Here is a 19180-nt window from a genome sequence, read left to right on the forward strand (position 1 = left end):
CCCCTTTGCCCGCTTTCTACCTGAGTATCAGCCTGCTGCTGTATTTGCTCGCCCTGTTCTTCGATGGCGCGCTGATGAGCGGCGAGCGTCATATGCCGGCCCTGCAGATGCTGCTGTACGGGCCATGGGGCATGCCGTTCGGCTTGTACCAATGGTTTGCCAACCCGCTGCTGGCCCTGGCCATCCTGGCACATCGGCGGTTTCGCCGGCTGGCCTTGCTGGCCGGGCTTGGGGCGGCGTATCTGGCTGCCAGCAGTTTTGGTATCGACCGCTTGCCGGATAACAGCAGCTATGAATTTCATGACCTTACCGGCTTTGGTGCTGGCTTCTACCTGTGGCTGGTCGCGATGGTGGTGTTTTGCCTGGGGCAAGCCTGGTTTTGCTGGAAGGCGCGAAGGGCTGACGACGTGCCAGGCTGGAACTGGCTTGATGTCGCCTTGATTGCCGCCCTGGGGGTAACGTTGTATGCAGCGACGCAGATGCCCTCGCTGCGCTTCGAGCCAGGCAAGGTGCTGATGCCCCCGGAGCAGCCGCAGACGCTTTGATACCCACAAGGAGGGTTAGCATGATCAAGCATTACCTGGCAGGCCTGGCACTGGCTTGCGTGCTACCGGTAGCGATGGCGGACGATTACACGGCGGCCTACGGGCAGTGCATGGACAAGGCCTCCAGCACCGTGGCCATGAACGCGTGCATCGGGGCCGAAACGCAAGTGCAGGACCAGCGGTTGAACCGGGTGTACAAGCAGTTGATGGGCAAGCTGGATGCCGGGCAGCAGAAGAGCCTGCGGGATGTGCAGCGAAAGTGGCTGGCCTACCGTGATGGCAATTGCCAGTTCCATGTACAGGCCAGTGGCGGGACCCTGGCGCAGCTGGAAGGTGGCACCTGCATCATGGACATGACCCGCGACCGCGCTGCGGAGTTGGAGCGGGTGCTTAGCCCTGGGCAGTAGCGCCTGTTCAGGCATGATTGGCCCACATTTGCAGGCGCAGGTTCATCCGCGAACACCGGCTTTGCCGGTGTCATGCACCGCGTTGCCTTCTTCGCGGGTGAACCCGCTCCTACAGGGCACTGCATGGTGCTGGTTCTATTTACGCGGTTCGCGCAGCGCCCGGGCCTTGAGGTACTCGCGCACTTCCACGGCATCCCCGGCAAACTCGATGCGCTCGGCCTTGGCTGCGCGCTGGTAGGCATACATCGGGTCGTAGTACTCGTTCAGCAAGCCTTCGATCCAGCCCCGGTGCAGGTCTACTGCGCCGCTGCGCTGCTGCTCTTGCAGGGCTTCGCGCAGCATCTCGGACAAGCGCTGATGGCGCTCTCCACCTAAACGCTTGTAGATGTTGGCCATGCTCTGCAGCATGCGCTCGGCAAACAGCCGGGGACCGTCTTCCTCGCCATGCACGGCCTTGAACTCGGCGCTCAGGTTGACCACGTAGTCGCGCAGGATGCGCTCCACGCGGTTGGTGAAGCTGTCTTCAAGCCATACCAGCGGGTAATGCTGCATGCCTTGGTACAACTCCAGCGGCACCGTGCAGCTGCCGACAATGCGGCCTTCATCTTCCAGTACGAACTGCCCGATACCGCGGGCGCGCTTTTTCAGCACGTCGATTGCCAGCTGGTTTTCAAAGTCGATCTGCGCCGGTTGTGCCGTGGCGCGCTTGCCGAAACTGGAGCCGCGATGGTTGGCGTGGCCTTCAAGGTCGAGCACGTTGTCCAGCTGGTGCAGGACATCGGTCTTGCCGGTACCGGTCAGTCCACCGACCAGCACGAAATCACATTGCTCCACCGCTTGCTGGGTAGTCTCCAGCAGAAAGGTACGCATGGCCTTGTAGCCGCCTTTGACACGCGGGTACTGAATGCCCGCCTCATCGCGCAGCCAGCCCTGCACGATCTGCGATCGCAGGCCGCCACGGAAACAGTACAGGTAACCGTCTGGGTGGGCCTTGGCAAACGCTGCCCAGGCCTCCAGGCGAGCCTGCTTGGTGGCGCCACTGACCAGCTGGTGGCCCAGGGCGATAGCGGCGGCCTGGCCCTGCTGCTTGTAGCAGGTGCCGACCTTCTGCCGCTCCTGGTCGTTCATCAGCGGCAGGTTTACCACGCCAGGGAAGGCGCCTTTGGCGAATTCGACGGGGGCGCGCATGTCCATCATCGGCACGTCGTCTAGGAACAGCTGACGGAAGTCGGTGCAGTCGGGGCGCATCAGATCACCTCGACCGCATGGCTCTGTCGCTCGACCAGCTTGCCGATCGGGGACAGTTTCAGGCCCAGTTCGGCAGCCACAGCGAGGAACTCGGCTTCACCCTCCGGGGCAACAGCAACCAGCAAGCCACCGCTGGTCTGCGGATCGCACAGCAGGTGCTTCTGGTCGTCGCTGAGGGCGCCGATCTTGTGCCCGTAGCTGTCGTAGTTGCGCAGGGTTCCACCGGGGATGCAGCCTTCGGCCAGGTAGTGGTCGACGCTAGGCAGGCGTGGCACGGCGGCGTAGTTCAGGTGTGCGGTGAGGCCGCTGCCTTCGGCCAGCTCGACCAGGTGGCCGAGCAGGCCGAAGCCGGTGACGTCGGTCATGGCCTTGACCCCGTCCAGCTTGCCGAAGCGGCTGCCGGGCGTGTTGAGGGTGCACATCCAGTCGCGGGCCAGGCCTTGGTCTTGCACTCGCAGCTTGGCCTTCTTTTCGGCAGTGGTGAGGATGCCGATGCCCAGGGGCTTGGTCAGGTACAGCTGGCAGCCCGCGCTGGCAGTGTCGTTGCGTTTGAGGTGGCGTTTATTGACCACGCCGGTGACGGCCAGGCCAAAGATCGGCTCAGGCGCGTCGATCGAGTGGCCGCCGGCCAGCGGGATACCCGCTTCGGCACACACTGCGCGGCCGCCGCGGATGACTTCACGGGCGACTTCCGGCGGCAGCACGTTGACTGGCCAGCCGAGGATGGCAATGGCCATCAGCGGGTCGCCGCCCATGGCATAGATGTCGCTGATGGCGTTGGTGGCGGCAATGCGGCCGAAGTCGTAAGGGTCATCGACGATCGGCATGAAGAAGTCGGTGGTCGAAACCACGCCGCGCTCGTCGTCCAGCGCGTACACTGCTGCATCGTCGCGCGAGGCATTGCCGACCCACAGTTTCGGGTCCAGGGCCTGGGTGCCGCTTTCGGCGAGGATCACGTCCAGCACCTTGGGGGAGATCTTGCAGCCACAGCCGGCGCCATGGCTGTACTGGGTCAGGCGAATCGGCTCGCTCATATGCACCTCTGCAGGTCAAATTGTTGCGCGATTGTAGCAAAGCTGGCCTTTAGGCCCTTGCCTCTTATAATTCCCGGTGTCGGCAAATGTGTCGGCACTTCCCCGCTATTGAACCGGAGAACACCCATGCTCAACCGCCCCCTGGCGCTTGCCGCCGGCCTCGTGCTGTCTTGCTGTGCCGCTGTCGTTCAGGCCGCAGAAACGCTGCGTGTCAGCGCCATCCCCGACGAAGCGCCGACCGAACTGCAGCGCAAGTTCAAGCCTTTGGGTGAGTACCTGGCCAAGCAACTGGGCATGGAGGTGAAGTTCGTACCCGTGGCGGACTACCCGGCGGTGGTGGAGTCGCTGGCCGCAGACCGTCTCGACCTGGCCTGGCTGGGGGGCTTCACGTTCGTTCAGGTGCACCTGAAGGACCCGACCGCCACGCCACTGGTACAGCGTGAGCAGGACGCACAATTCACGTCCAAGTTCATCACCGCCAACCCCGACGTGAAGAGCCTGAGCGACCTGAAGGGCAAGTCGTTTGCCTTCGGTTCCATTTCCTCTACTTCGGGCAGCCTGATGCCGCGTTACTTCATGCTCAAGCAGGACAATATCAAGCCTGAAGAGTACTTCAGCCGCGTTGCCTATTCTGGCGCCCATGATGCCACCGTGGCCTGGGTGCAGGCTGGCAAGGTCGATGGCGGCGTGCTGAACGCCAGCGTATGGCAAAAACTGGTGGATGCCGGCAAGGTCGACACCACCAAGGTGAAGGTGTTCGCCACCACCCCAACCTACTTTGACTACAACTGGACCGTGCGCGGCAACATGGACCCGGCGTTGAAGCAGAAAATCAAGAAAGCCTTCCTGGACCTCGACCCGAGCAACCCGGAGCACAAGGCGATCCTTGACCTGCAGGCCGCCAGCCGCTTCATCGAGACCAAGCCTGAGAACTACAAGGGCACCGAACAGGCTGCACGCGAGGCCGGCCTGCTCAAGTGACAGCTTCGAATGCGGCAATTCATCTGCACGGTGCCAGCCTGCGCCACGGCCAGGTACGCGCGCTTGACGCGGTGAGCCTGCGTATCGCGCAGGGCGAGCGTGTCGCCATCATCGGGCCGTCGGGGGCGGGCAAGTCCAGCTTGCTGCACCTGATGGCCACGGCCATCCAGCCCAGCAGTGGGCGCCTGGAGTTGCTTGGCGAGCAACCTTGGGCACTGTCGGCAAGGGCACGCCAGCGACTGCGTGCGCGGGTTGGCCTGGTGCATCAGTCGCCGCCTTTGCCACCGCGTCAGCGGGTGGTGACCGCCGTGCTGGCGGGTCGCCTGGGGCAGTGGGGTACGCTGCGCGGCTTGCTCAACCTGCTGTATCCCAGCGATGTGCCGGGGGCGCGCCAGGTGTTGGCTGAACTGGGCCTGGCCGACAAGCTGTTCGTGCAGTGTGGGCAGTTGTCCGGTGGCCAATTGCAGCGGGTGGGCATTGCTCGGGCGTTGTACCAGCGTCCGCAGGTGCTGCTGACCGACGAACCGGTCTCGGCCATGGACCCGGTGTTGGCCGACCACAGCCTGGCCTTGCTCAATCGCCATGCCCAGGCCACTGGCGTGACGTTGGTGGCGAGCCTGCACGCCGTAGAGTTGGCGCTGGCGCATTTTCCGCGGGTGATTGGCATTCGGGAAGGGCAGGTTGTGTTCGACTGCCCGGCCGAAGCGGTCACCGAGCAACTGCTGGACGCGCTATACGCCAACGAACAACTGGCTCCGCCGCCAACCCAGGGGCCGACCCTGACCGTGCAGATTCCGCGATGCTGAAGGCCGACGCCCGCGACCCCGCGCTGCTGCCGCGGTTGCTGCTGGCCCTGTTGGCGGTAGCGGTACTGTGGCCGGCTATCCTGACAAGCGAACTGAACCCCGGGGTGCTGTTGCAGGCGGACAACCGTCAGCAGATTGCCAGCTTTACCAGCGCCTTCTGGCCGCCGGCACATGATGCCGATTTTCTTGCACTGCTCTATGAAGCCACCTTGCAGACCCTGGCCGTGGCGACTGCCGGCATGGCGCTGGCGTTGTTGTTGGCGATCCCGGCTGGCTTGTTGGCCAGCCGTGCCTTGTCCTTGCGTGCTGCTTCACGCGGCGGGCGGGCCGGGTTCTGGTCGCGACTGTTGCGTCTGCCGGTGCGCGGGCTGCTGATTTTCCTGCGTAGCGTGCCGGAGATCGTCTGGGCGTTGCTGTTCGTGCGCGCCGTGGGGCTGGGGCCGACGGCGGGCGTACTGGCTATCGCCATCACCTACAGTGGCATGCTCGGCAAGGTTTACGCCGAAATATTCGAGTCGGTCGACCAGCGCCCGGCGCATGCTTTGTTGCAGGCGGGCAGTGGCCGGCTGGCGGCGTTTTTCTACGGCATCCTGCCCAATGCTGCCTCCGAAGTGGTGTCGTACACCGTGTACCGCTGGGAGTGCGCGGTGCGGGCTTCGGTGGTGATGGGCTTTGTCGGTGCCGGCGGGCTGGGCCAGCAGATCGACCTGTCGATGCGCATGTTTGCGGGCGCGCAAGTGGCGAGCATGCTGTTGACGTTCTTGCTGCTGGTGATCCTGGCCGACCTGCTCAGCCGCCTGCTGCGTTGGAGGCTGGCATGAACCGGGTGATCAACTTGGTGCTGTTGGGTGCCATCGTGTCAGCGGTGGTGGCCTCGTTCGCATACCTGGAGTTGGACCTGCACGCACTGGTCGGCAATGGCGGGCTGGGGCAGATGGGCGAGTACGCCGGGCGCTTCCTGCAGCCGGATCTGTCTGCGGGGCATCTCAAGGCGGTGTGGCGCGGGGCGCTGGAAACCCTGGCCATGTCTGGCATGGGCACCTTGTTGGCAATGGTAGTGGGGATGTTGCTGGCACTGCCTGCGGCGGGCCGCTTCGGTTGGCCGTTGCAAGGGGCCGCGCGTTTGCTGCTCAATGCCTTGCGTGCCATTCCTGAACTGGTGTGGGCTGCGCTGACTGTGCTGGCGGCTGGGCTGGGGCCGAATGCCGGTACCCTGGCTTTGGCGTTGCACACCGCTGGCGTGCTGGGGCGGTTGTTTGCCGAGGCGCTTGAGAATGCCCCGCCCGAGCCGGCGGCGGCGATCCGTTTGCAGGGGGGCAGCCAAGTGGCGGCGTTCTGCTTTGGTACCCTGCCCAACCTGTGGCCGCAGTTGCTGGCCTACAGCTTGTACCGCTGGGAGAACAACATCCGCATGGCCAGCGTGCTCGGGTTCGTCGGGGCGGGCGGGTTGGGGCAGATGCTGTACACCACCTTGAGCCTGTTCCAGGAGGCCCAGGCCAGCACGGTGATCATCGGTATGCTGGTGTTGGTGTTGCTGGTGGATGTGTCGAGTGATGTGTTGCGTCAGCGCTATGTGCGGGCCTGACGGAAAGCCCGGGCTGCAAAGCAGCCCCGACATCTCTCAGGCGTCTACAGCCTCGGCACACTGCGCCTCCCGCTGCATCGACTCCAGGTTACGCTCGATCGTCTCGCATATGGTATCCATCTGGATCTGATGCTCGCTGAACCTGAACGGGCTCTGCAAGTCCGTGCCGATCCGCTCGATGGCCAGCAACATGAACCCTACCACCGTCGACGCCAGCGGCGTGAACCAGCCCAGCGACTCCACAAGCCCCACCGGCACGATCAGGCAGAACAGGGTGATGAACAGCCGTGGGAAATACACATAGGGGTAGGGCAATGGCGTATTGGCAATCCGTTCCATGCCGCCCTGGGCGTTAGAAAGGTCTACCAGCGTCGACTCCAGTCGCGCCAGACGAATGCTGTCCAGTCGCCCGGCCTGGTATTCCCGCGCCAGCAAGGCTGCCGAGCCGCCGAGAATGTCATTGGCGAAATTGTTCGAGCGGTTGCGCCGTTCGAACTCCGCCGGGGGGATGAAGGCCATCAGCTCCTCCGGGCAGCTTTCGCCTTTCAAGTGCGCCGCCAGGCAGTTCACATAGGCGATATGCCGGCGCAGCAGGGTGGCCTTGACCGGGTTCAGGCCGTCATCCGGGTCATCGATCAGCGTCAGCGTCTGCCGGGCGAAGCTGCGCGAACTGTTCACCAGCGCCCCCCATAGGGTGCGAGCCTCCCACCAGCGGTTGTAGGCACTGCTGTTGCGAAAACTCACCAGCACTACCAAGGCTGAGCCCAGCAGGGTCAGCGGGATCAGTGGCAGGGTGAACTTGCTGTTCAAGAACAGCATGAAATCGATGGTGACCAGCACATCCCAGATCAGCAGCCAGAACAGCGACCAGCCGATATAGCCGATGGTCTTCACCACCAGGCGGTACTTGCGGGCGATGACGTCTTTCACGCGGGGGCACCTCGAAACGCGGGGGATGCAGGATGGGACGCCGAGGCTCGTCGAAGGTTCGAGGGTTGAATGTTGCAAGGGATTTTGTAGCTGAAACGAAGGGAAAAATCCGACCAGCCTATCAGATGTGCCTGAATTCCTGGTTCAGCTCAAAAACGAAAGAGTGGGTCGCTTCCATCCTTGAAGGGGTGTATCCATAAGGATACGATTGGGTGACCACTTGATGTTTCTCGTTGAACAGACGAAAAGCTTTGCCGCTTGGCTACTGCCACCCAGGCCGCCGATATCCTCAAAGCCAGAAAGCTGCTGAAGGAGATGAAATGAGCGAAAAATTGATCCCGTTTGATATGGCAGCCTTGTTGAGCAGCGATGAGGCAATCAGTGAATACCTTAGCCAGGTGCTATCAGATGGCGATACCGAGGAAATCATTCGAGCACTTGGCCATATCGCTCGTGCACGGGGCATGACACATATTGCTACGGAGAGTGGGCTGGGTAGAGAAAGCCTGTACAAGGCGCTGAGCCCTGGTGCGAAGCCTCGTTTTGACACTGTATTGAGGGTCATTCGTGCTCTGGGGGTGGACCTTCTCGTTCAGCCACATGCAATGACCCGCTGATCCAGCTCGGTTAAGTCAGTATTTGCTTCATCTGCACCAACGCTACCCGCGTGCCGTCCCACGCCCGCCGCTCCTCGATGCCGAACGGTGTGAAGCCCAGCTGTGGATAAAGCAGCAGGCCGGCGGTGTTGTGATTGAAGCATGACACCCAGACCTCCCGGGCGCTGTACTGCTGGCGGGCGAGGTCGATCATTGCCGTTACCAGATAACGCGCTACACCAAGGCCGCGGGCGCTGGGGGCCACTACTACGTTGCCCAGGGCACATAGGCCGCCATGTTCGGCTTTGTAGAAATTGGCGAAGGCCAGGACAGCGCCGTTACCTTCCACTACCGTGGAGCCGCTGCGTTGGGCTATGGCGTCGCTCAGCTGGTTGGGGGTGAGGGGGTAGGTGGCTTTGGGGAACATGTAGAACAGTTCGTCCGGGCTCTGCGGGAAGCTGCAGATAACGGGGATGTCTTCTGGCCGGATGGGGCGGTGGGTCAGGTGCATGGCAGGTCCTTCTCGCGTTGGCTGGCAGGGCCTCTTCGCGGGTGAACCCGCCCCCACAGGTACTGCACAAGGCTCAAATCCTGTGCAGGCCCTGTAGGAGCGGGTTTACCCGCGAAGAGGCCATCAGCCTCACATCATAGGCCGCTTTCCATCCAACACCGCGCCCCGATTCACGGCTTGGCGGCCACCGCCACGTAGCCTTTGACCGCAGCCGGTGCCTTGGGCTTGGCCTTGTGCGCCAGCAGGTACTGATAGCGTCGCCATTCCTTGTCGATTTCGCTGAACGACATGAACACGCTGATACGGTCCTTGCCGACCAGGTCCGGGCGCTTGCCCGCATCGATCTCGTCGGTAGGAATGATGGCCACGTTGATGCCTACCACCTTGCCGTCATCGGCAAACACAGGCCCACCCGACATACCCTTGGTAATCGGGCCGTCGTGCACCGAGTAGAAGACGCTGCCAGGCGTACCTTCAAGCCGTACCAGCGACGACAGGGCATGGCCCTTGCCCCGCATCGGCATCATGAAACTGTTGAAGCCCACCGCCGTCACGGCTTCCCCAGGCACGTACTGGCGCCAGTGCGGCACGCTGCTGGCTTTGTGCTTGAAGAACACTACGTCACCGAGGCCCTCATGGACCACGTTGCGCAGGAAGGGGGTGTGTTTGGCGGTTACAGCGTAATCCTCGTTCCACTGGATGGCGCTGGCCATCAGCAACATGGGCAGCGGGGCACCTGAGGTAACCACGAACGCCTGGCTATAGACGGGATCTGAAACGTACGACGTTGGCACTCCATTGCACCCACTGAGCAGCATCATTGCCGCCATGCAGGGCGCGATTGTTTTCATGGGACACACATTGCGTGGAGAAAGGGGAGCGCTACTATGGCGAAGTGCCATTACTCTAACAATACTTTCGACATATATCCGACGAATGACAGCTTAAGTGTTAGTCATGACGGCGGCCAATAGAATGCAGGTATGGCTGCAGGTCCCAGAGCCATTGGGGCGGCGTCAAAGTGAAGGCATTTTTTTCGGGCGGATCTGATGGGTGTGAACTGCATTGAGCTGCATGGGCGATCACACTGACAAGCTACCTTTTTCAGGGCGACCTGTTCATAGTTGCCAGTCGACTTACCCTGAAAGGAATCAGAACATTGTTTAAGCTAAATCCCCTGGTGCCGGAGCTGATTGTTTCTGATCTACCTCGTAGCGTGGCATTCTACTGCGGCGTACTGGGCTTCAAGATTGAATACGACCGGCCAGAAGAGCATTTTGCCTTCCTGTCTTTTGGTGGCAGCCAGCTGATGCTGGAGCAGGACTGGCAGAGTGAGTCACCCTGGCGGGTCGGCCCGCTGGAGCCGCCTTATGGTCGAGGCATCAACCTGTCGATCGAATGCGCTGATGCACTGGCCTTGGTCGAGTCGCTGGGGGTTGCGGGGCATAGCATCAGAAAGCCGATTGAAGAGTGTTGGTACCGCCAGGGTGGCATGCTGGTCGGCCAGCGCAATTTCCTGGTGCAGGACCCGGACGGCTACCTGCTTCGGTTTGCTGAAGATCTCGGCGTGAAGAGCGCCTGAGCCAGGGGCGGATGCACGAAAAATTCACCCCAGGTTGCGCTCGAGGGGCTCGCAACGGGTATCCATCTGGATCGGGTGCTCACTGAACCTGAACAGGCTCTGCTAATCCGTGCCGATCCGCTCCATGCCACCCTGTGCATTGGACAGATCTACCACCGTCGGATTCCTGATGCCTTTGTCCATACTGAATATGTGGCAATGAAGTGTTGCCACATAACGCTGTGCACCCACACAGTTACTGAATCCGCAGCGCTTATTGCCCCCGCGCACTTTCGGAACTAAGCCAGCATCTTCGCCCGAACTAACTTCCCTCTTTCAAGTGTTGAGTGTCGCCATATCAACTATTTATGTCCCTTGTACGATAGTTTCAAAATGACTGAACTAAGTATTTGCCCACAGCGCTTTTTCCCGAAGCGGGTCATCAACAAAATAGCCGCCCTTCAAATTTAAACATCAGCCTGACGCGGTGGCCGAAAGTTGACCGCGGCGGCTGGCGGCCGGGGAGGTGGCTCGCCGCCTGAGCTGATGAACCCACACCGATTACCAGGAAAGGAAAGTGTCATGGGAATGACGAGGCGTAAATTTTTGATCGGCGGCGGCGTCGTGGCTATTGCAGGTGGCGCAGGCATTCTGACCCCCTTGCTGACCCGCGAAGGCAGGTTGATCCCCGGCAAACCGCGGTTTGGTTTTGTAGAAGGTAGCGAAGGTGCGCTTCCCAAACAGGCAGACGTCGTCGTTGTTGGCGCTGGTATTCTGGGGCTCATGACCGCAATCAATCTTGTCGAGCGTGGCCTCTCGGTAGTCGTCGTTGAAAAAGGTGATATTGCCGGCGAGCAGTCATGCAGGTTCTATGGTCAGGTCATGACCTACAAGATGCCTGATGCGACGTTCCAGTTGCACCATCTTGCCAAACAACGGTGGCGCGAGATGAATGCCAAAGTGGGTGCAGATACCAGCTATCGCACACAGGGCCGGGTCGAAGTTCCTTTCGATGAAGAAGACCTGGAAAACGTCAGAAAGTGGATCGATGTCAAAAGCCGGGAAGTAGCAGCGGACAACCCCTTCAAGACTCGGATCATTCAGGGGAATGAACTCGAACAGCGGCTGCGCGGTGCATCATCAAGCTGGAAAATTGCAGGTTTCGAGGAAGACTCCGGTAGCCTGGACGCCGAGCGCGCATCGTTTGTCATGGCGGAGTACGCCAAGAAAATGGGTGTGCGCATCTACACCCACTGCGCCGCAAGGGGCCTGGAAACCCAAGCGGGGGTCATTTCCGATGTGGTGACCGAGAAGGGCGCCATCAGCACTTCTCGCGTGGTTGTGGCAGGCGGCGCCTGGTCCAGGCTGTTCATGCAGAACCTGGGCGTCGATGTGCCTACCTTGCCAGCCTACCAGTCCCAGCAAATCATCAGCGCGGCACCCCGTGCACCGGGGGGCAACGTTGCATTGCCAGGGAATATCTACTTCCGTGAACAGGCCGACGGTACATACGCCACCTCGCCGCGCGTCGTCGTTGCCCCGGTGGTCAAAGAATCGTTCATGTATGGTTATAAATACCTGCCATTGCTGGCCATCCCCGACTTCCCGGTGCACATCTCACTCAACAAGCAACTGATCGATTCGTTCACTCAGCCCACCCAGTGGAGGCTGGACGAGGTATCGCCCTTCGAGAAAAACAGGCTGATGACGGCGGCCCCGGATATTCCAGAGCTGGATGCATCTCTGGAAAAGCTCAAAGTCGAGTTCCCTGCCTTCAAAGATGCGAAGTTGATCGATCAGTGGAGCGGTGCCATGGCCATCGCCCCGGATGAGAACCCGATCATTTCGCAGGTCAACGAGTACCCAGGCCTGGTCATCAACACCGCGACCGGTTGGGGTATGACGGAAAGCCCGGTGTCGTCCGAACTGACGGCAGACCTGCTGCTTGGAAAGGCGCCGGTGCTGGACCCGAAACCCTTCAGTTTGTATCGATTCTAAGTACGCATACCGCAATGGAATGACCCGTACACGCATAAACGGTGCGTGTACATTCTTGTGTAACCATCAGGAGAGAAATATGAAATTCGCTTTCAAGACCGTTGCTGCATTGGCGTTGGGAATAGCCGGTGTTGGCAGCGTTCATGCACAAGATATCGTGCGCCATGGCGCAGGTAGTTTCCCTATCTCGTCGGCTGTAGAGATTCCTGCCGGGAAGTCGGTCGTCTATCTGAGCGGTTCCGTCCCGTCGGTGATCCATCCCGATGCGCCCAAGGATTCGCTGGAAGCCTACGGTGATACCAAGGCACAAACCATCAATGTGCTTGAAAGCATCCAGCAGCAGCTGAAAACGCTGGGTCTTGGCCTGACTGACGTGGTGAAGATGCAGGTATTCCTGGTGGGGGGACCGGAGAACGGCGGCAAGATGGATTTCGAAGGTTTCATGGCTGGCTACACCCAGTTCTTCGGGCCAGCCGCCAAGCAGCCGGTGCTACCTGCGCGCTCGGCGTTCCAGATTGCAGGCCTGGCGCATCCTGCCTGGCGGGTTGAGATCGAAGTGACAGCGGTTCGTCCCTGAGAGGACCTTTGCCCAGCCCGACAAAATCGGCGGGCAAAAAAAAACCGACCGTAAGGTCGGTTTTTTCCGGATTTGGTGCCCCGAGGGAGACTCGAACTCCCACTCCTTTCGAAAACGGATTTTGAATCCGCCGCGTCTACCAATTCCGCCATCAGGGCGTGGCGCGCAGTATAAAGAGGTGCCGCTGGTCGGTCAATCGGCTTTCATGGTCAATTTTCACACATTGGGCTAAACTTCCCGGCCCTGCCGAACCGAACATCATCATGCGCGTCGCCGATTTTTCCTTCGAACTCCCTGATTCCCTGATCGCCCGCCACCCGTTGGCCGAGCGCCATGGCAGCCGTCTGCTGGTGCTCGATGGGCCTACCGGCGCGCTGGCGCACCGGCAATTCCCCGACTTGCTCGACTATCTGCGCCCCGGCGACCTGATGGTGTTCAACAACACCCGGGTGATCCCGGCGCGGTTGTTTGGCCAGAAAGCCTCCGGCGGCAAGCTGGAGGTACTGGTCGAACGCGTGCTCGACAGCCACCGGGTGCTGGCCCATGTGCGCGCCAGCAAGGCGCCCAAGGTAGGCGCGGTCATCCTCATCGATGGCGGTGGCGAGGCCGAAATGGTCGCGCGCCATGACACGCTTTTCGAACTTCGCTTCACCGAAGAGGTGCTGCCGTTGCTTGACCGTGTCGGCCATATGCCGTTGCCGCCCTATATCGACCGCCCGGACGAGGGCGCCGACCGTGAGCGCTACCAGACCGTGTACGCCCAGCGCGCTGGCGCGGTTGCCGCGCCTACCGCAGGCCTGCACTTTGACGAGGCGCTGCTGGAAAAGATCGCCGACAAGGGCGTCGAGCGCGCCTTCGTCACCCTGCATGTGGGCGCCGGCACCTTCCAGCCGGTGCGGGTCGACAAGATCGAAGACCACCACATGCATAAAGAATGGCTCGAAGTGGGCCAGGATGTGGTCGATGCCATCGAGGCCTGCCGGGCCCGTGGTGGTCGGGTGATCGCGGTTGGCACCACCAGTGTGCGTTCGCTGGAAAGCGCCGCGCGTGATGGCGTGCTCAAGGCGTTCAGTGGCGACACCGACATCTTCATCTACCCGGGCCGGCCGTTCCATGTGGTCGATGCCCTGGTCACCAACTTCCATCTGCCGGAGTCCACGCTGCTGATGCTGGTCTCGGCTTTCGCCGGCTACCCCGAGACCATGGCTGCCTACGCAGCGGCGGTCGAGCACGGGTACCGCTTCTTCAGTTACGGTGATGCCATGTTCATCACCCGCAATCCGGCGCCACGCGGGCCCGAGGATCAAGCATGAGTCGCACCTGTCGAATGTCCTTCGAACTGCTGGCCACCGACGGCAAGGCCCGTCGGGGTCGCATCACCTTCCCACGTGGCACCGTGGAAACCCCGGCATTCATGCCGGTGGGTACCTATGGCACGGTCAAGGGCATGCTGCCACGCGATATCGAGGCCATCGGCGCCGAGATGATCCTCGGCAACACCTTCCACCTGTGGCTGCGTCCGGGCACCGAGGTGATCAAGAAGCACAACGGCCTGCACGATTTCATGCAGTGGAAAGGCCCGATCCTCACCGACTCCGGTGGTTTCCAGGTATTCAGCCTGGGCGCCATGCGCAAGATCAAGGAAGAGGGCGTGACCTTCGCTTCGCCGGTCGATGGTTCCAAAGTGTTCATGGGCCCGGAAGAGTCGATGCAGGTTCAGCGTGATCTGGGCTCCGACGTGGTAATGATCTTCGACGAGTGCACCCCGTACCCGGCCGAGCACGATGTGGCACGCACTTCCATGGAGCTGTCGCTGCGCTGGGCCCAGCGCTCGAAGAACGCCCATGCCGACAACACCGCAGCGCTGTTCGGCATTGTCCAGGGCGGCATGTACCAGGACCTGCGCATGCGCTCGCTGGAAGGCCTGGAAAACATCGGTTTCGACGGTCTGGCCATTGGCGGTCTGTCGGTGGGCGAGCCCAAGCACGAAATGATCAAGGTGCTGGATTACCTGCCGGGCCAGATGCCTGCTGACAAACCTCGTTACCTTATGGGGGTAGGCAAACCGGAAGATCTCGTTGAGGGTGTGCGCCGCGGCGTCGACATGTTCGACTGCGTGATGCCGACGCGTAACGCGCGCAACGGTCATCTGTTCGTCGATACAGGGGTGATCAAGATCCGCAATGCGTTCCATCGTCACGATGAATCCCCGCTGGATCCGACCTGTGACTGCTATACCTGCACCAACTTCTCGCGCGCCTATCTCCATCATCTGGACAAATGCGGCGAAATGCTGAGCAGCATGCTGAATACCATCCACAACTTGCGCCATTATCAGCGCTTGATGGCCGGTTTACGCGAGGCTATTCAACAGGGTAAATTGGCCGCCTTTGTCGACGCCTTCTACGCCAAGCGCGGGCTTCCTGTACCGCCCTTGGACTGACTGTCCGCATCCATTATTAGAAAATTAACATTAGGAGTGCCCAATGAGCTTCTTCATCCCCGCCGCATACGCGGACGCTGCAGCACCTGCCGCTGGCCCAGCCGGTACCGGCTTCGAGTGGATTTTCCTGGTCGGTTTCCTGGTCATCTTCTACCTGATGATCTGGCGCCCGCAGGCCAAGCGCGCAAAAGAGCAGAAGAACCTGCTGAGCAACTTGCAGAAAGGTGACGAAGTTGTCACCAACGGCGGCATCGCCGGCAAGATCGTCAAGGTTTCCGATGACTTCGTGGTGCTGGAAGTGTCCGACACTGTCGAGCTGAAGTTCCAGAAGGGTGCCATTGCTGCGACCCTGCCAAAAGGTACGCTCAAGGCTATCTGAGTTACCGGTTTTATTTTCCAGTCGGGGCGCGCAACGCGCCCCGCGTCTTGAACGGGCGGCGTGATGCTGAACAAATATCCTCTGTGGAAATATGCACTGATCGTGCTGGTACTGGTGGTCGGTTTCATTTATTCCGCTCCCAACCTCTACCCGGATGACCCGGCGGTACAGATCAGCGGTGCCAGCTCGGCGCTGCAGGTGAATCAGGCCGACCTCGATCGCGTCAGCAAGGCGCTGGTCGATGCCAAGATCGCCGTCAAGGGCGCAAGCCTGGGTGAAAAGGGCAGCGGGCTGATCCGCCTGACCAATCAGGAAGACCAACTGCCAGCCAAGGATGTCGTGCGCAAGGCACTGGGCGATGATTACGTCGTGGCCCTGAACCTGGCCCAGACTACCCCGCAATGGCTGCGCAACCTGGGCGCAAGCCCGATGAAACTGGGCCTGGACCTGTCTGGTGGTGTGCACTTCCTGCTGGAAGTGGACATGGACAAGGCCATGACTGCCCGCATGAAAGTCTACGAAGGCGAGGTCAAGACCTTGCTGCGCAAAGAGCGCGTCCGCTACCGCAGCCTGCCTCAGCAGGATGGCGGCATCATGCTGGGCTTCGCTGACGATGCCACCCGCGAACAGGCACGTGCCCTGATCCGCAAGAATTTCAATGATTTCGAACTGACCACCACCGAGCGCAACGAGCTTGCGGTGCTGCGTCTGGCGCTGACTCAGGCGAAAGTCGCCGAGATCCGCGAATACTCGATCAAGCAGAACCTCACCACCGTGCGCAACCGCGTGAACGAACTGGGTGTGGCCGAGCCCCTGGTACAGCGCCAGGGCGCCAACCGTATCGTGGTCGAGCTGCCTGGCGTGCAGGACACTGCCGAAGCCAAGCGTATCCTCGGTAAAACGGCCAACCTGGAGTTCCGCTTCGGTGCTGAACCAGGTGCATCCAAAGCCACTACCGAGGTGTTCGAGTTCCGTGAGGGCGGCCGCTCCGCTGCCGTCGAGCGTGGCCTGATCATCACGGGTGACCAGGTCACCGACGCCCAGGCCAGTTTTGACGAGCATGGTAGCCCGCAGGTGAACATTCGTCTGGATGGTCACGGTGGCGAGCTGATGAGCCGCGCAACGCGCAGCAACGTTGGCCGTAGCATGGCGGTGATCTTCATCGAGCAGAAGCCAGTCACCCGTTACGTCAAGCAGACTGTCGGTGGCGTCGAGAAGGACGTTGCCGTACAAAGCTTCGTCGAAGAGAAGAAAATCATCAGCCTGGCGACCATCCAGTCGCCGCTGGGCAGCCAATTCCGCATCACCGGCCTGAACGGCCAGGGCGAGTCGTCGGAACTGGCTCTGCTGCTGCGTGCCGGTGGTCTGGCCGCGCCAATGTACTTCGCTGAAGAACGTACCATTGGCCCAAGCCTGGGTGCCGACAACATCACCAAGGGTATCGACGCCTCGCTGTGGGGCATGTTGTTTGTCTCTCTGTTCATCATTGCCATCTACCGCGCCTTCGGCGTGCTGGCCACCATCGCCCTGGCGGGCAACATGGTGCTGCTGCTGGCGTTGATGTCGCTGCTGGGGGCGACCCTGACCCTGCCGGGTATTGCCGGCATCGTGTTGACCATGGGTATGGCGGTGGACGCCAACGTGCTGATCTTCTCGCGTATTCGCGAAGAGATCGCTGCTGGCATGTCGGTGCAGCGCGCTATCCACGAAGGCTTCAATCGCGCCTACTCGGCAATCGTCGACGCCAACCTGACCACCCTGTTGGTCGGCGGCATCCTGTTTGCCATGGGTACCGGCCCGGTCAAAGGCTTTGCGGTCACCATGTCCCTCGGGATTTTCACCTCGATGTTCACCGCCGTCATGGTGACCCGTGCATTGGTCAACCTGACCTGCGGCGGGCGTGACATCAAGAAGCTGTGGGTTTGAGGGAGCTGCGATGAAAACCATCAATTTCATGGGCGTGCGCAATGTCGCGTTCGCCGTCACCGTGCTCCTCACCGTGTTGGCGCTGTTCAGCTGGTGGCAAAAGGGCCTGAACTTCGGGCTGGACTTCACCGGGGGTACGCTGATCGAGCTGACCTACGAGCGTCCTGCCGACCTCAAGGCGGTGCGTGCCGAGCTGGTCAACTCCGGCTTCGACGAGGCGGTGGTGCAGAGCTTCGGCGCCACTACCGACCTGCTGGTGCGCATGCCGGGCGATGACCCGCAGTTGGGCAACAAGGTAGCTGCCGCGCTGCAGAAGGCAGGCGGCGACAACCCGGCCACGGTCAAGCGTGTCGAGTTCGTCGGTCCGCAGGTCGGTGAAGAGCTGCGCGACCAGGGCGGCATGGGCATGCTCCTGGCTCTGGGCGGTATCCTCATCTACCTGGCCTTCCGCTTCCAGTGGAAGTTCGCCGTGGGGGCGATCGTCTCGCTGATCCACGACGTGGTGGTAACGCTGGGCATCCTGTCGTTCTTCCAGATCACCTTCGACCTGACAGTGCTGGCGGCGGTCCTGGCGATCATTGGTTACTCGCTGAACGACACCATTGTTGTGTTCGACCGGGTGCGCGAGAACTTCCGTGTCATGCGCAAGGCCTCGCTGATCGAGAACATCAACATTTCCACCACCCAGACCCTGCTGCGTACCGTCGCCACTTCGGTTTCGACCTTGCTGGCCATTGCTGCGCTGCTGTTCTTCGGGGGTGACAACCTGTTCGGTTTCTCACTGGCACTGTTCATTGGTGTCATGGCCGGTACTTATTCGTCGATCTATATCGCCAACGTGGTACTGATCTGGCTGAACCTGAGCAGCGAAGATCTCATTCCGCCGGTCAAGGCCGAGGGTGTGGACGAACGTCCGTAGGGTTCTTTCCTGCGCCGCCTGGCGGTGAAAGGGCGCGAGTGTTGAACTCGCGCCTTTTTTTTGGCTCCAAGGCTGGGAGAAGCGCGGGTTCATGCCCGCTGGTACGATCAGGAGGTTCACGTGAATAAATCAATGCTGGTGGGTGCGGTGCTGGGTGCTGTCGGTGTAACTGCCGGAGGTGCTGTGGCGACCTACAGCTTGGTGAACAAAGGCCCCGAAGTCGCTCAGGTGACTGACGTGCAGCCGATCAAGCAGCAGGTGAAAACCCCGCGTGAAGTATGCAAGGACGTGACTGTGACGCGCCAGGCGCCAGTCAAGGATCAACACCAGATTGCCGGTACCGTGGTCGGTGCGCTGGCGGGTGGTCTGTTGGGTAATCAGATTGGTGGTGGTACCGGCAAGAAGATTGCCACCGTGGCCGGTGCGGTCGGTGGTGGTTATGCAGGTAACAAGGTGCAGGAAGGCATGCAGGAGCGTGATACCTACACGACCACGCAAACCCGCTGCAACACGGTCAACGACATCAGCGAGAAGGTGGTGGGCTACAACGTGACCTATTCCATCGGTGATCAGGTAGGCAAGGTGAAGATGGACCGCGAGCCGGGATCGACCATTCCGCTGGACAAGAATGGCAAGTTGATTCTGAGCGAAGCGGGTCAGTAATTTGCGTTGTCTGTGCCGGCCTCTTCGCGGGTAAACCCGCTCCTACAGGGGCAATGCGATCCATGTAGGAG

Annotated in this window: 21 protein-coding genes, 1 tRNA gene and 1 pseudogene; 16 read left to right on the plus strand and 7 right to left on the minus strand. The window is 61.0% G+C overall.

Features of this window, described 5'->3' with window-relative positions; all coding sequences use genetic code 11:
- Positions 1-5 precede the first annotated feature (5 nt).
- Entirely contained in the window at positions 6-545 is a 540-nt protein-coding gene (locus FQ668_RS03615; RefSeq protein WP_014589735.1) for a hypothetical protein, read from the plus strand.
- A gap of 20 nt (positions 546-565) precedes the next feature.
- Entirely contained in the window at positions 566-952 is a 387-nt protein-coding gene (locus FQ668_RS03620) for a lysozyme inhibitor LprI family protein (protein ID WP_019438901.1), read from the plus strand.
- A 135-nt stretch (positions 953-1087) separates the two neighbouring features.
- On the opposite strand, the gene mnmH is transcribed toward FQ668_RS03620, so the two are convergent.
- Positions 1088-2200, minus strand: coding sequence for a tRNA 2-selenouridine(34) synthase MnmH (gene mnmH / locus FQ668_RS03625; protein WP_019438900.1), 1113 nt, complete (start codon positions 2198-2200; stop codon positions 1088-1090).
- Positions 2200-3234, minus strand: a complete 1035-nt coding sequence (gene selD / locus FQ668_RS03630; protein ID WP_014589738.1) for a selenide, water dikinase SelD — start codon at positions 3232-3234, stop codon at positions 2200-2202. The genes mnmH and selD overlap by 1 nt, the downstream gene beginning before the upstream one ends.
- Positions 3235-3360: 126 nt before the next feature.
- Here selD and FQ668_RS03635 point away from each other — a divergent pair, with 126 nt between their 5' ends.
- The 4 genes from FQ668_RS03635 to phnE are packed head-to-tail and all read left to right on the plus strand — an operon-like array spanning position 3361 to position 6606.
- Positions 3361-4215: a putative selenate ABC transporter substrate-binding protein gene (locus FQ668_RS03635; protein ID WP_010952054.1), complete on the plus strand. Its 855-nt coding sequence runs from the start codon at positions 3361-3363 to the stop codon at positions 4213-4215.
- A complete protein-coding gene (locus FQ668_RS03640; RefSeq protein WP_019438899.1) occupies positions 4212-5021 on the plus strand; it encodes a phosphonate ABC transporter ATP-binding protein in 810 nt (269 codons plus the stop codon). Before FQ668_RS03635 ends, FQ668_RS03640 begins: the two co-directional genes overlap by 4 nt.
- On the plus strand, positions 5015-5842 hold the full coding sequence (locus tag FQ668_RS03645) for an ABC transporter permease (RefSeq protein ID WP_014589740.1): 828 nt from the start codon (positions 5015-5017) through the stop codon (positions 5840-5842). The genes FQ668_RS03640 and FQ668_RS03645 overlap by 7 nt, the downstream gene beginning before the upstream one ends.
- Entirely contained in the window at positions 5839-6606 is a 768-nt protein-coding gene (gene phnE / locus FQ668_RS03650; RefSeq protein ID WP_014589741.1) for a phosphonate ABC transporter, permease protein PhnE, read from the plus strand. Before FQ668_RS03645 ends, phnE begins: the two co-directional genes overlap by 4 nt.
- Positions 6607-6642: 36 nt before the next feature.
- On the opposite strand, the gene FQ668_RS03655 is transcribed toward phnE, so the two are convergent.
- A complete protein-coding gene (locus tag FQ668_RS03655) occupies positions 6643-7536 on the minus strand; it encodes a bestrophin family protein (protein ID WP_014861462.1) in 894 nt (297 codons plus the stop codon).
- A gap of 320 nt (positions 7537-7856) precedes the next feature.
- On the opposite strand from FQ668_RS03655, the gene FQ668_RS03660 reads away from it, so the two are divergent.
- Positions 7857-8153: an addiction module antidote protein gene (locus tag FQ668_RS03660; protein WP_003248566.1), complete on the plus strand. Its 297-nt coding sequence runs from the start codon at positions 7857-7859 to the stop codon at positions 8151-8153.
- 10 nt (positions 8154-8163) lie between these two features.
- Here FQ668_RS03660 and FQ668_RS03665 read toward each other — a convergent pair whose 3' ends face one another.
- Together FQ668_RS03665 and FQ668_RS03675 are read right to left on the minus strand one after the other, a co-directional pair.
- Complete coding sequence (locus tag FQ668_RS03665) at positions 8164-8643, minus strand: GNAT family N-acetyltransferase (RefSeq protein ID WP_014589743.1); 480 nt, start codon at positions 8641-8643, stop codon at positions 8164-8166.
- 170 nt (positions 8644-8813) lie between these two features.
- Positions 8814-9461, minus strand: a complete 648-nt coding sequence (locus tag FQ668_RS03675; protein ID WP_026031968.1) for a trypsin-like peptidase domain-containing protein — start codon at positions 9459-9461, stop codon at positions 8814-8816.
- 341 nt (positions 9462-9802) lie between these two features.
- On the opposite strand from FQ668_RS03675, the gene FQ668_RS03680 reads away from it, so the two are divergent.
- Positions 9803-10225 (plus strand): VOC family protein, encoded by a 423-nt coding sequence (locus FQ668_RS03680; RefSeq protein ID WP_023390099.1) that lies wholly within the window; start codon positions 9803-9805, stop codon positions 10223-10225.
- Positions 10226-10249: 24 nt separating this feature from the next.
- On the opposite strand, the pseudogene FQ668_RS28950 reads toward FQ668_RS03680, so the two are convergent.
- A pseudogene (locus FQ668_RS28950) lies at positions 10250-10351 on the minus strand (effector protein); the annotation flags it as partial.
- Positions 10352-10786: 435 nt separating this feature from the next.
- Between FQ668_RS28950 and FQ668_RS03690 the strand changes: the two are divergent.
- Positions 10787-12202 carry an FAD-binding oxidoreductase gene (locus FQ668_RS03690; RefSeq protein WP_026031967.1) on the plus strand — a complete coding sequence of 472 codons (1416 nt, stop codon included), beginning with the start codon at positions 10787-10789 and terminating at the stop codon, positions 12200-12202.
- A 79-nt stretch (positions 12203-12281) separates the two neighbouring features.
- Positions 12282-12779 (plus strand): RidA family protein, encoded by a 498-nt coding sequence (locus FQ668_RS03695; protein ID WP_014589747.1) that lies wholly within the window; start codon positions 12282-12284, stop codon positions 12777-12779.
- 73 nt (positions 12780-12852) lie between these two features.
- Here FQ668_RS03695 and FQ668_RS03700 read toward each other — a convergent pair.
- A tRNA-Leu gene (locus FQ668_RS03700) sits at positions 12853-12937 on the minus strand.
- Between the two features lie 105 nt (positions 12938-13042).
- Here FQ668_RS03700 and queA point away from each other — a divergent pair.
- From queA to FQ668_RS03730, 6 genes are all read left to right on the plus strand, one after another.
- A complete protein-coding gene (gene queA / locus FQ668_RS03705; RefSeq protein ID WP_004576301.1) occupies positions 13043-14092 on the plus strand; it encodes a tRNA preQ1(34) S-adenosylmethionine ribosyltransferase-isomerase QueA in 1050 nt (349 codons plus the stop codon).
- Between the two features lie 14 nt (positions 14093-14106).
- A complete protein-coding gene (gene tgt / locus FQ668_RS03710; protein ID WP_014589748.1) occupies positions 14107-15222 on the plus strand; it encodes a tRNA guanosine(34) transglycosylase Tgt in 1116 nt (371 codons plus the stop codon).
- A gap of 43 nt (positions 15223-15265) precedes the next feature.
- The gene (gene yajC, locus FQ668_RS03715) at positions 15266-15601 is read left to right on the plus strand and encodes a preprotein translocase subunit YajC (protein WP_003248556.1); all 336 of its coding nucleotides are present in this window, start codon (positions 15266-15268) and stop codon (positions 15599-15601) included.
- 63 nt (positions 15602-15664) lie between these two features.
- Complete coding sequence (gene secD / locus FQ668_RS03720) at positions 15665-17527, plus strand: protein translocase subunit SecD (RefSeq protein WP_019438895.1); 1863 nt, start codon at positions 15665-15667, stop codon at positions 17525-17527.
- Positions 17528-17537: 10 nt separating this feature from the next.
- Complete coding sequence (gene secF, locus FQ668_RS03725) at positions 17538-18446, plus strand: protein translocase subunit SecF (protein ID WP_019438894.1); 909 nt, start codon at positions 17538-17540, stop codon at positions 18444-18446.
- A 120-nt stretch (positions 18447-18566) separates the two neighbouring features.
- Positions 18567-19109 carry a glycine zipper 2TM domain-containing protein gene (locus tag FQ668_RS03730; protein ID WP_010952063.1) on the plus strand — a complete coding sequence of 181 codons (543 nt, stop codon included), beginning with the start codon at positions 18567-18569 and terminating at the stop codon, positions 19107-19109.
- Positions 19110-19180 lie beyond the last annotated feature (71 nt).

It is taken from the genome of Pseudomonas sp. Kh14 (assembly GCF_900291005.1).
In the GTDB taxonomy this organism is placed as follows: Bacteria; Pseudomonadota; Gammaproteobacteria; order Pseudomonadales; family Pseudomonadaceae; genus Aquipseudomonas; species Aquipseudomonas alloputida.

Excerpts from the sequence above, each read along its gene's own strand:
- FQ668_RS03665 (WP_014589743.1), bottom strand. The coding sequence starts at position 8,643 with ATGCACCTGACCCACCGCCCCATCCGGCCAGAAGACATCCCCGTTATC.
- tgt (WP_014589748.1), top strand. The coding sequence starts at position 14,107 with ATGTCCTTCGAACTGCTGGCCACCGACGGCAAGGCCCGTCGGGGTCGC.
- yajC (WP_003248556.1), top strand. The coding sequence starts at position 15,266 with ATGAGCTTCTTCATCCCCGCCGCATACGCGGACGCTGCAGCACCTGCC.
- queA (WP_004576301.1), top strand. The coding sequence starts at position 13,043 with ATGCGCGTCGCCGATTTTTCCTTCGAACTCCCTGATTCCCTGATCGCC.
- FQ668_RS03675 (WP_026031968.1), bottom strand. The coding sequence starts at position 9,461 with ATGCTGCTCAGTGGGTGCAATGGAGTGCCAACGTCGTACGTTTCAGAT.
- phnE (WP_014589741.1), top strand. The coding sequence starts at position 5,839 with ATGAACCGGGTGATCAACTTGGTGCTGTTGGGTGCCATCGTGTCAGCG.
- FQ668_RS03635 (WP_010952054.1), top strand. The coding sequence starts at position 3,361 with ATGCTCAACCGCCCCCTGGCGCTTGCCGCCGGCCTCGTGCTGTCTTGC.
- mnmH (WP_019438900.1), bottom strand. The coding sequence starts at position 2,200 with ATGCGCCCCGACTGCACCGACTTCCGTCAGCTGTTCCTAGACGACGTG.
- FQ668_RS03620 (WP_019438901.1), top strand. The coding sequence starts at position 566 with ATGATCAAGCATTACCTGGCAGGCCTGGCACTGGCTTGCGTGCTACCG.
- FQ668_RS03690 (WP_026031967.1), top strand. The coding sequence starts at position 10,787 with ATGGGAATGACGAGGCGTAAATTTTTGATCGGCGGCGGCGTCGTGGCT.
- FQ668_RS03645 (WP_014589740.1), top strand. The coding sequence starts at position 5,015 with ATGCTGAAGGCCGACGCCCGCGACCCCGCGCTGCTGCCGCGGTTGCTG.
- FQ668_RS03695 (WP_014589747.1), top strand. The coding sequence starts at position 12,282 with ATGAAATTCGCTTTCAAGACCGTTGCTGCATTGGCGTTGGGAATAGCC.
- secF (WP_019438894.1), top strand. The coding sequence starts at position 17,538 with ATGAAAACCATCAATTTCATGGGCGTGCGCAATGTCGCGTTCGCCGTC.
- FQ668_RS03660 (WP_003248566.1), top strand. The coding sequence starts at position 7,857 with ATGAGCGAAAAATTGATCCCGTTTGATATGGCAGCCTTGTTGAGCAGC.
- secD (WP_019438895.1), top strand. The coding sequence starts at position 15,665 with ATGCTGAACAAATATCCTCTGTGGAAATATGCACTGATCGTGCTGGTA.
- selD (WP_014589738.1), bottom strand. The coding sequence starts at position 3,234 with ATGAGCGAGCCGATTCGCCTGACCCAGTACAGCCATGGCGCCGGCTGT.